This window comes from Microbulbifer echini, assembly GCF_041447225.1.
Taxonomy (GTDB): domain Bacteria; phylum Pseudomonadota; class Gammaproteobacteria; order Pseudomonadales; family Cellvibrionaceae; genus Microbulbifer; species Microbulbifer echini.
The window spans coordinates 22,286-31,249 of record NZ_JBGMEL010000028.1; the positions used below are offsets into that span (position 1 = coordinate 22,286).

The following is an 8,964-nucleotide window of genomic DNA, read 5'->3' on the forward strand; positions in this document are numbered from 1 at the left end:
CTTTCAAAAAATTGAAGACTTGAGTTAACCCTCACAGCCATTAAATCAGTAAAGGAAGAAGCGTCATGCGGATCATCTCTTTAGCCACTGTTGTGCTTATGTTTAGCTTACAGACCATAGCCCAAGAAGACCTAAAGTCGACATACAGTCATCTTGTCGATAAACAGGGAAACATCACTTTGCCCATGGATTATCGCAGAAACTGGACATTTCTCGGCTCCTACCAAGTAAAGTCTTCAAACGGTAAAGGCTGGGATACACACAATGTTTACACTCAACCCGAAGCGGTTAATGCCTATCGTAAAAATGGGAAGTTCCCGGATGGCTCAGTACTGGTGAAAGACGTCAATAGTACCAAATCAGAACCCCTAACTACTGGACTGGCTTATTACTCTTCAGCACTTCAGTTTACATTTATGATGGTAAAAGATAGCAAGGGACGATTCCCTGATAACGAATCTTGGGCCGAAGGTTGGGGATGGGCTTTATTTAAACCTGGAATCGCACAGAGTGAAACAAAATCCTGGAAAGGAAGTGGCCTCAATAACTGTTTCGGGTGCCACTTGCCCGTAAAAAATAATGACTGGGTATATACACAAGGCTATCAGCAGGTTCTACAAGATTAACATCCAAAATTCAGTTCAAACGATTAATTTTTCTCAAGGTAAAAGTCAGGCGTTTCTACAACATCGCAGAAGCGCCACTTTACAGTACTCGCACCCTGCACTCCCAATATCCCTATAGATATTTATCTTCTTATTTGCCTATGGCGCAGGAAATCTCTTTCCTCAAGGTGTAAACGATTGGATCACAGAATTCATACTATCTTATATTTCCCAACAATTCGTCGCAAGCCGCTGGCCATGCACCTTATTTTCCTGCAACTTTAACTTCTATTAGGAAATGCATTTCAGATATTGCAACTGAGCTTTCATCACTAGAAAACTGTAATATGTTCAACAGCGCTAATAAAAAAGTCAGGACCTTTTCCCCTCAAAGTTCCGACAGGGGTTTATCTCATCCTCCGAGTCTAACAATTCTTAACTCTCAACAAGCAATAAACAATCTCTAATAGCTAGGGAAAGCAGTTCGATACAGGAAAGTTCCACGATATGGATATCATCAAACCCAAGAAACACCCTTTTTTCAAGCATCCTCTCATTATTGGCGCAACTGCGCTTTCTTTTGTGGCAATCGCAAGCACTCTTTTACTCCTACCTGAAGGCGCCCACAAGGTGGATCGCGAACAACTGATGCTGGGTACTGTCCAGCGTGGGGATTTACAGGTAGTGGTGGATGGCTACGGCATATTGCGCTCAGATAAACAGACATTGATCACCGCCCTGACCGCAGCCAATGTACAAAAAATCGTATTGCGTCCCGGTGCCGAAGTGCAAAGAGACAGCATCATTATGCAACTCAGTAATCCAGAGCTAATGCGCGAACTGGATGCCGCCGAAACTTCCCTTGAACAGGAAGCGGCCAATCTTCGCCGGCTTATACTCAACAACCAGCGGGATGTCCTCGCTGAAGAGGCGATACTCGCTGAGCTGAACGCCAACTATCAGGTGATTAAGCTGCGCCGCGAAGCCGAAGACAAGCTGGTGAAAAGTGGAGTGGTTTCCCAGCTCACCTACCAAACTACCGTTTTACGCCAAGAGCAGATGAAGAAACGCGTGGACCTGCAAAAACAGCGCATCAATCACCTGCACAAGGTTGCCGTCGAATCGGAGTTAATCCAGCGCGAGCAAATCAATCAAGCTCAAACCCAACTGCAAAGCATCCAGCAACGCGCAGACCGCCTGACAGTACGCGCCGGTCTGGACGGCATACTACAACGGCTACCCGTGGAACTAGGGCAAGGTGTCGGCCCCGGCCAGGAGCTGGCGCTGATCGGCAGCGAGACAGATCTACTCGCCCTGGTTCAAGTACCACAATCCAAAGCAGAGCAACTGGCAGTTGGCCAGCCCGCTGAGATTGATACCCGCCGAGAAAAAGTTGGGGGCGTGGTAACCCGTATTACCCCTGAAGTTCGGGACGGCAATATCGAAGTGGAAATTGCCTTCAACGCTGGCGCCCCGGAGTCCGCCAGGCCACAGCTCAACGTCGATGCCCGGATCTTCACCGCCACCATGGAAGATACGCTGTTCGTCGAGAGGCCTATCAATGTACAGAGGCACAGTGAGACAACCCTCTTCCTAATCAACAAAAACGGGGAAGAAGCGGCACTACAATCGATAAACTTTGGCGAGGAGTCAGGCCGATATATCCAGATCACCCAAGGCGTCAATGAAGCAGACCGTATCATCCTATCCGATATGGCCAGTTTTAATGAAGCTGAGCATATCCAGATTATTGACTAAAGCCTGAAACCCAAAGCGAGAACAGGGAGTTCGCTATGTCCAAGCCAATCCTTCATATGGCCGGGATCACTAAGGTGTTCAGCACCGAAGAAATGGAAACTCACGCCCTGCGGGGCGTTGACCTGAGTATTTATTCGGGGGAATTTGTTTCTATCTGCGGCCCCTCGGGTTGCGGTAAATCCACACTGCTCTCGATCCTCGGCCTACTGGATCTCCCAACCCGCGGTAGCTACCAGATTGAAGGTACAGAAGTCGCTCAATTGACGCTCAGTGAGGCGGCAACAATTCGTAACGAGAAAGTAGGCTTTATCTTCCAGTCCTTTAACCTGATTGACGAACTCTCTGTCTACGACAATATCGCCCTGCCCCTGCGCTATCGGCGCAATTCAATTCCCAAGTCTGAAGCCGACAAAAAAGTGAAACACTGCCTGGAGAAGGTGGGGATGAGTCACCGGGCCTCTCACAAACCTAATCAGTTATCGGGTGGCCAACAGCAGCGAATCGCCATAGCCCGGGCGCTAGTTGGCAATCCGTCCCTGCTGCTGGTCGACGAGCCCACCGGCAACCTGGATTCCCACAATGGCGATGCCGTAATGGAAATGCTACGGCAGCTCAACAGTGAAGGGACTACTCTGTGCATGGTGACCCATGACCCCCGCTATGCGGACATGGCCGGCCGCCAATTGCATCTGTTGGATGGACAAATCTCAGCGCCGCAGCCCATAAAAGAGCCACATGAGATGGCCCTATGATCACCACAAAGGACCTGTCCATTGCCCTCCAGTCCCTCAACCGGGCACGGAGCTATGCCACCACTATTATTCTGACCCTGGGTATCACCCTCGGCGCCCTGGTAACGCTATTTAATCTCAACTACCAACTGCTAGCCGCGCCCCTCCCCTACCCGGACGAAGATCGGCTGTATGTCGTGAATGGTAATCTCTACCAGAACAAGCAACTGCGACTGGAAAACAACAGCCAATACCCCGCCCTGGTTGAAATCTATAAGAACGACAGTTTCTTCGAGTCCAGCGCCCTGGTGTACTTCTGGGAAGATGTGGTTCGCAATTTATCCGAATCACCACGGGTGAATGTTTCCTATGTCTCTCCAGAATATCTCCAGCTGGCTGGAGCACCCCTGGCCCTGGGCAGACAATTCAATACCGATGAAGGGCTCGACAGCCGGGTTCCCGTGGCGGTTATCAGCTATCAAACCTGGGAGCAGATGTTCCGGCGCAACCCAAATGTCTTGGAGCAAAGCCTGCAATTTGGGGAGGTGGACTTTCGCATTGTCGGCGTCACGGCCAAAGACTTCATTGAACCCCAAATCTATAAGCAGGGCCGACAAACGGCGGTCTGGCTGCCCTGGGACTTTAATGATACACAAGTAGAGCGCAGAAATAATTGGAGAGGCTTTTTGCCTTTCCGCATGCTCACAGGAAAGCTGAAGCCGGGCATTGACCCCGCCAGCGCGGGGCATGAATTGAGCAAATTAATGGATGCCCAATATCAAGCTGCACTAGCGGGAAGATCCTCTTCGGTAGAAAGGTCCGTTGAATACCGGCTCACCCCCTTCGCCAATAAAATTCTTGGCGACAGCACCACGCGAACCCTAATGGTAATGGGGGGTACACTGGTGCTCCTGTTAATTGCCTGCGCCAATGTCACCAACCTGATTCTATCTCGCGCAGCCAAACAACAACGCACTATGGCGATACAGGTTGCGTTGGGCGCACACAAAAAACATATCTTTTTCGCCCTGCTGTGCGAAATCGGCCTACTCATGTTGGGGGCGGCATTACTTTCCCTACTTTTGGCCCTGGGATCGACGGAAGTAGTCAAGATGATGGCGGCGGAACAAATTCCTCGTATTCAAGAACTTACCTTAAACTGGCAGACACTGGTTTTCGCGCTGTTGTGTGCCTTACTTCTCGCCCTATTCTTCTCAGCCATCGTCAGTCGCCAGATTAATTACCGCGCACTGAATCAAATGTTGCAGAGCAGCGGCAAAGGTTCCGGCGTACAGATTTCGCCTCTCATCCGTAAGGTACTCATCAGCAGTCAAGTAGCGATGACCAGCTTACTTATAGTCGCCAGTTTGCAAATTTTCCTGCAAGCCAATCGCCTGATTAACCAGCCATTTGGCTTCCCTTTGGACAGCGTTCAAGTGATGACTCTGAATATCGGCAATCTTAGGGGCGCCCCCACTGCGGAGCGCGAGGGCTATCTGAAGGCCATCAGGCAGAGATTACTGGAGCACCCCAAAGTACAAAATGCCAGCTTGAGCTTGAACACCCCTATCTCTATCAGCCGGCCACTCTGGACCACATCCCTAAGTCATGATGCCAGCCGGCAAAGCCCGGTGATGGCCAAGACCACGGTAGTCGACGAAAACTACCTTTCCATCTTACGTATGCCGCTAGTGGCAGGTCGGCACATCAATGCGGCTGAGTTTTCCGATAACAATCGCATGATACTCGTCAACGAAACCTTGGCCCAGCAACTAGAACCCGGCGGCGAAGTATTAGGCAAGCGATTCTACTGGCGTGGTGATAGGCCCTACCAAGTGGTCGGTGTAGTGCGCAACGTAAGCCTGCCCGGCAAAAAGGAACCCGCCCGCTTATTTGTGCGCGGTATCAATGTGAGCTATCCCCTGCTCGTACTAAAACACAAGCCTCACCAACCACTCAGCACCACAGAGATAAATCAGGAATTTGCACAGGTAAACAGGCAGTACAAGGTTTCCGAGCTATTCTCCCTGGAGCAGGCACGAGACCTACTTCTCAGCAATGACCGGGTTTCAGTTTGGGTGACCACCGCCCTAACAATAATCGCACTCAGCCTCGCTGCCATCGGTATCTTTGGGGTGATCAGTTACAGTGTACAACTGCGGCGTACTGAGCTTGGCGTGCGCTTGGCAATCGGCGCCCGCCCCGCGACGATTTTCTACCACACCCTAATCGATAGCTTGATTCCCGTCGTTATCGGTATCGCTGTAACGACTTTGATCGTGGTCCCACTGGCACTTTGGCTTGAGCAAAGCGAGTTCAGCATTGAAACCAGCCTCTGGGGCTGGCTGCTGCCACCACTACTTATTATCGGCCTGACGGCCTCGGTTACCCTGCTTTCTGTATGGAAAATAATCAACAAGCCCGCGGTTTACGCCCTGCGAGGAACAGGATAAATACTTTCCATCTGATAGCCGCTGCTTCAGGATAAATACTTTCCATCTGATAGCCGCTGCTTGAGGTTGCGCGCTTGTCGTGCAATCTTTACCACAAATACAACAATAAGAAATGGAACAGCTAATGCAACCTCAGCAGTGGTTATCAAACGGAAAGATTTTTGAGTATCAAGGCCACCAACTCTTCTATATCGATAGCAACCCAGGCTGCCGACATAAACCAGTACTGCTTTTGATTCACGGTTTCCCCACTAGTAGTTATGACTGGCAAAAAGTGTGGCCCCAACTTGTAGAGCACTTTCGCTGTATCTCCATGGATATGCTGGGCTTTGGTTATTCCGATAAACCCAAACAGCATAACTACAGCATTCATGGACAAGCTGACTTACACGAAGCCCTTCTGCAACACTTAAACGTCAATGGAACACACCTCTTAGCCCACGACTATGGCGATACCGTTGCTCAGGAATTGCTCGCTAGAGCCAATAGCAGTGGCGCGATAGAGTATCTCTCTGTTTGCCTATTGAATGGAGGCCTGTTTCCAGAAACTCACCAAGCCCGCCTCGCACAAAAGCTTCTGTACTCCCCTCTTGGCTCCCTGGTCAATAAGTTGATGAGCTATCGACAATTCTGCCGCAGCTTCAGAGCCATTTTCGGACCGAATACACAACCCTCCGAGAGAGATCTACGAGAACTATGGCAAATACTCCAATACAAGGAAGGCAACCAACTTCTTTATAAACTAATCACCTACATGCGTGATAGACGCCAACATCGACAACGCTGGGTAGAAGCCCTGAACCAATACCCTGGTCCTCTACAACTGATCAATGGCTCATTGGATCCGGTATCAGGGAAGCATATGGTGGAACGATTTCGCCAATTAATAGATAGATCGACAGATATAGTAGAACTGGCACAGATTGGGCATTATCCGCAATGGGAAGCACCTAACAATGTAGCAAATGCATATCTAAGGTTCGTGGGTGTAAATCCGATGAATTTCCTTTTCCATTCCTGAATGCCCAATCGATATTCTTGTGGAGCTTGCGTGCTTGTGGAGTTACTCACTGTGTACCCACGGCCTCCACTGATAGACGAAAAAGACAAACCTAAAGCAAGTATAAACGGGCTAACCGACTATCTGAGATAGCCCCACAAGAGCCACCGCTTTTATAATTCAGAGTACCTCTACAACAGTTTTTTGTACTTCATAGCACTGAATAACAAGCATGTAGGGGGTAAAAAGGAAATATGGATGAGCAGTCGACAATTTATCTCACTATCAAAAGATCACCAACGCCTGCTAGGGACCAGTTTCCAGAGTTGCTTGCGTTGATAGAAGATGGATATGCCAAAGGGTTCCATCGATTAGCGGTCTCAGTTTTTGATCATTGGCTGTCCGTCGTTAGCGGGTAGGATCATATAGCCGCCAACTTATGATAAAGAAAGCTGCAACCATTGTTAGAGTGTCCATACTTTAACCAGGAACAACCGCGGCCTCAGTTCCGACTAGCACTCCACAGTAACGTATTATAATGTTCATCATTGCCGCCCTCCCGATTAGCTCCCTACAAGATGAATTTTTTAATATTAAGATAAAATAAAAATATACAGCAACCATAAGAGCTAACCCTTCCATTTAGACTGCTTTCACCATAGGCAACATAAAATACTAGCCAGTAAGCCAAGCATGAACACCTAACGGTCTTTTGCCTACAAATCATGATGTAAGCTATCTTTTCTTTGCCAGTACGGGGTAAAATGTAGAACTGCCACTTTAATTTATTACAATCTCAACATTAAACTTATATTAAAAAATCTATATATAATTTTAATAGACCCAACCGAAAGATGTAACTTGTACGAAACGGACCGACACTTTTTAGAAAAAAATCTACTGAATAGAAATAACAGTAATTTTTGGAACTATTAGAGTATTCTATCAGTCCACAGGGAACTTCAATTAAGCCACCAAATGAAAGCCATAAAGGGGGATGCAACATTAAACTTACGATCAGCCCCAAGAAACGGTCAAAACATAAACAATAGGATACGACATGATTAATCGAAGGCTGTTTATTAAATTAAACTCTCTTTTAATTGGCAGCTCTCTACTTGGGAGAAGAGCAATGGCTAGGCAGAATTTCACCTCCAACTCCCTTTACATGCCTGACGAAAGCGGCCTACATAAGCGCACATGGATGGCTTTTGTTGCCAATGACTATATTTGGTCACACAAGCAAATTCCAGAAGTTAAGAGAAACCTGGCATTAATTGCCAATACGATTGCCCAGTATGAACCAGTATCCATATTGGTAAGCAAAGACGATCTTCCTAAAGCGCAACAATTACTGAATATTGGCAATTCAAACTTTGAAATCGCGCTACACCTACTTGAAATCGATGACTTATGGCTACGTGATACGGCCCCCACTTTTGTAAAATCCATCAATGGGAAAAAAATTGCTATAGATTTCAATTTCAATGGCTGGGGTAACAAACAGGAACACTCTCTCGACAAACATATCGCCAGATATATCGCCAATAAATCTGGAGCAACCCTAGAGAAAGCCAATATTGTACTAGAGGGCGGTTGTTTTGAGGTTGATGGTAATGGTACAGCTATTATGACCGAGAGCTGCATTCTTAATAGGAATCGCAATCCAGGATGGTCAAAAAAAGATATCGAAGAAGAACTTAACGAATTGCTCGGGCTACGCAAAATCATTTGGCTTAAAGGTATAAAGGGCATGGATATAACAGACGGCCATACCGATTTTTATGCGCGCTTTGTGAAGCCCGGTGAAGTTATAATCAGCAGAGACAATTACCATCTCTCCTACGATTATGAGGTGACACGAGAAAACATCAACCTTTTAAGTAACAGTGTTGATGCGGATGGAAAACCATTAAACCTACGTATCATAGACACACCTGAAATCATTAACGAAAGATTTGGATCTAAAGATTTTGCCGCAGGTTACATTGGCTACTACGCTTGCAACGGTGCAATTATTGCTCAAAAATTTGGTGACAAAAAAGCAGATGAGAGAGCCAAAGCTACTTTGCAAAGTGCCTATCCAGATCGCAAAATAGAACAGATCGCAATTGATGGAATCGCCTCCGGGGGCGGCAGTATCCACTGCTCTACGCAGCAAGAAATTATCGTTTAAATAAAAATGTATAAAGGATCTACATATACCTTGTAGGTTACTTTGACGCTTAGCTGTCCGTTATTACAGTATATAAGCCCTAGATTGCCAACATAAGTGACACACGTTTACCCACCAAAAATTCCAGTGGGCTCAAGTAATTTAACACCTTCCTGGGGCGAGTATTGAACAGCTAACCGCTTTCGTACACCGTTCAAGCCGCATTCGCCCAGCGATTTGTTCAGGGCTTGCATTTTTTAGC

6 protein-coding genes are annotated in these 8,964 nt (G+C 47.4%); all 6 read left to right on the forward strand.

Features of this window, described 5'->3' with window-relative positions:
- Positions 1–65 precede the first annotated feature (65 nt).
- The 6 genes from ACCI51_RS18425 (at position 66) to ACCI51_RS18450 (ending at position 8,723) form a co-directional block, all read left to right on the forward strand.
- Positions 66–626, forward strand: a complete 561-nt coding sequence (locus ACCI51_RS18425; RefSeq protein ID WP_371844905.1) for a cytochrome P460 family protein — start codon at positions 66–68, stop codon at positions 624–626.
- A gap of 486 nt (positions 627–1,112) precedes the next feature.
- A complete protein-coding gene (locus ACCI51_RS18430) occupies positions 1,113–2,363 on the forward strand; it encodes an HlyD family secretion protein (RefSeq protein ID WP_371844906.1) in 1,251 nt (416 codons plus the stop codon).
- Positions 2,364–2,398: 35 nt separating this feature from the next.
- Positions 2,399–3,115: an ABC transporter ATP-binding protein gene (locus ACCI51_RS18435; protein ID WP_371844908.1), complete on the forward strand. Its 717-nt coding sequence runs from the start codon at positions 2,399–2,401 to the stop codon at positions 3,113–3,115.
- Positions 3,112–5,547 carry an ABC transporter permease gene (locus ACCI51_RS18440; RefSeq protein WP_371844909.1) on the forward strand — a complete coding sequence of 812 codons (2,436 nt, stop codon included), beginning with the start codon at positions 3,112–3,114 and terminating at the stop codon, positions 5,545–5,547. Before ACCI51_RS18435 ends, ACCI51_RS18440 begins: the two co-directional genes overlap by 4 nt.
- Positions 5,548–5,671: 124 nt before the next feature.
- The gene (locus ACCI51_RS18445; protein ID WP_371844911.1) at positions 5,672–6,568 is read left to right on the forward strand and encodes an alpha/beta fold hydrolase; all 897 of its coding nucleotides are present in this window, start codon (positions 5,672–5,674) and stop codon (positions 6,566–6,568) included.
- Positions 6,569–7,679: 1,111 nt separating this feature from the next.
- Positions 7,680–8,723, forward strand: a complete 1,044-nt coding sequence (locus ACCI51_RS18450) for an agmatine deiminase family protein (protein WP_371844913.1) — start codon at positions 7,680–7,682, stop codon at positions 8,721–8,723.
- Positions 8,724–8,964 lie beyond the last annotated feature (241 nt).